This window comes from Neisseria sp. P0001.S005 (assembly GCF_051963715.1).
Genome location: NZ_JBQCTZ010000349.1, coordinates 1 through 2,101, shown reverse-complemented (window position 1 = coordinate 2,101; position 2,101 = coordinate 1). Strand labels below are relative to the sequence as shown.

General features: G+C 46.7%; 3 protein-coding genes. All 3 read left to right on the top strand.

Annotated features, from left to right (window positions below):
• Positions 1-480: imidazoleglycerol-phosphate dehydratase HisB (hisB, locus tag ACTHSP_RS19995; RefSeq protein ID WP_440346774.1), on the top strand; the 480-nt coding region annotated here is incomplete at its 5' end.
• 169 nt (positions 481-649) lie between these two features.
• On the top strand, positions 650-1,294 hold the full coding sequence (gene hisH, locus ACTHSP_RS19990) for an imidazole glycerol phosphate synthase subunit HisH (protein WP_049350979.1): 645 nt from the start codon (positions 650-652) through the stop codon (positions 1,292-1,294).
• Positions 1,295-1,366: 72 nt separating this feature from the next.
• On the top strand, positions 1,367-2,101 hold a 735-nt coding region (hisA, locus tag ACTHSP_RS19985; protein WP_049329533.1), incomplete at its 3' end, for a 1-(5-phosphoribosyl)-5-[(5-phosphoribosylamino)methylideneamino]imidazole-4-carboxamide isomerase.

Genomic DNA, 2,101 nt, shown 5'->3' with positions numbered 1-2,101 from the left:
GATATTACCTGCAAAGGCGATTTGCACATTGACGACCATCACACGGTTGAAGACATCGGTATCGTATTGGGTCAGGCCTTGAAACAAGCACTTGGCAATAAAGCCGGCATTACCCGTTATGGTCATGCCTATGTTCCGTTGGATGAAGCGTTGAGCCGTGTAGTCATCGACCTTTCCGGCCGCCCTGGCTTGGTGTACAACATCGACTTTACCCGCGCCCTGATCGGCCGTTTTGATGTTGATTTGTTTGAAGAATTTTTCCATGGGCTTGTGAACCACAGCATGATGACTTTGCACATCGATAACTTGAGCGGCCGTAATGCACATCATCAAGCCGAGACTGTTTTCAAAGCCTTCGGCCGCGCATTGCGCGTGGCGGTCGAATACGATCCGCGCATGATGGGTCAAACGCCTTCTACCAAAGGCACGCTGAGCGAAGAGTCTGTTCAAGAAGAAGCAGAAGCCGCATCTGAAGAATAAGGCATCGTGTGAATGAATAAAGGCCGTCTGAAACCGATTGGGATTTCAGACGGCCTTTTATTATTTGTCTTGTATATTGCCAATATTTTGTTTTAAACCATCTTTTGCTACAATCATTCTTATTATTATATTAATCATTAAATGTTTTCAGACGGCCTGAGGAGAAGCAATGAAAGTAGCGATTGTCGATTATGGAATGGGAAACCTGCATTCAGTATTGAAATCTGTTCAGGCGGCGCAGGTTTTGTCTAATCAAAATGCCGAGGTTTATCTGACTTCGCGGCCTGAAGAAGTGATGGCGGCGGATAAGGTAATCTTTCCGGGGCAGGGTGCCATGCCGGATTGCATGTCGGCGCTGAAGGCAAGCGGTTTGGGTGAGGCTGTTTCAGACGGCCTGAAAAATAAGCCGTTTTTTGGAATTTGCGTAGGTGCGCAATTATTGTTTGAACACAGCGAAGAAGGCGATACAGATGGTTTGGGTTGGTTTGAAGGGCAAGTAAAACGGTTTTTGCCCAATCAAACTGATACACAGGGAGGCCGTCTGAAAGTACCGCATATGGGTTGGAATACAGTGCGCCAAACCCGTCCGCACCCTTTATTTCAAGACATTGGGCAGAACGAGTATTTTTATTTTGTTCACAGCTATTATTTTGCGCCGAAAAATGAAGAGATTGTTTTAGGCGTCAGCGAATATCCGAATGAATTTGCCTGCATTGTCGGTAAGGACAATGTGTTTGCCACACAGTTCCACACGGAAAAAAGCCATCAGGCAGGATTGCTGCTGCTGCGTAATTTTTTAAATTGGCAGATTTGAGGCTTTAACATAAATCTACTAAAAATCGCTAATTTGTGTAAAATATACTGAAATTGAGTAGAGGAGAAGAAAATGCTGTTGATACCTGCCATTGATTTGAAAGAAGGACGCTGTGTTCGCTTAAAACAAGGCTTGATGGAGCAGGCGACGGTGTTTTCCGATTCGCCGGCAGAGATGGCTTTGCATTGGCGCAATCAAGGCGCACGCCGTTTGCATTTGGTTGATTTGAACGGCGCATTTGCAGGTGTTCCTCAAAATTTTCCGGCGATTAAAGAAATTTTGGCCGCCGTGGCTAAAGATATTCCGGTACAGCTTGGCGGCGGTATCCGTGATTTGGGCACCATTGAAAAGTATTTGGATTTGGGTCTGACCGATGTGATTATCGGTACGGCCGCGGTAAAAAATCCTGAATTTGTGCGCGAAGCATGTAAGGCATTTCCGGGTCAGATTATCGTCGGCTTGGATGCTAAAGATGGGATGGTGGCGATAGACGGTTGGGCAACGGTAACGGAACACCATGTCGTCGATTTGGCCAAGCGTTTTGAAGACGATGGCGTCAACAGCATTATTTATACCGATATCGGCCGCGACGGCATGATGAGCGGTGTGAATATCGAGGCTACCGTCAAATTGGCTCAATCAGTGAATATCCCGATTATCGCTTCCGGCGGCTTGACGAATTTGGACGATATCCGCGCATTGTGTGCCGTTGAAAAAGAGGGTGTGAGCAGTGCGATTACCGGCCGCGCAATTTATGAGGGAAGTATTGATTTCGCACAGGCACAAAAACTGGCCGATTCTTTGGCT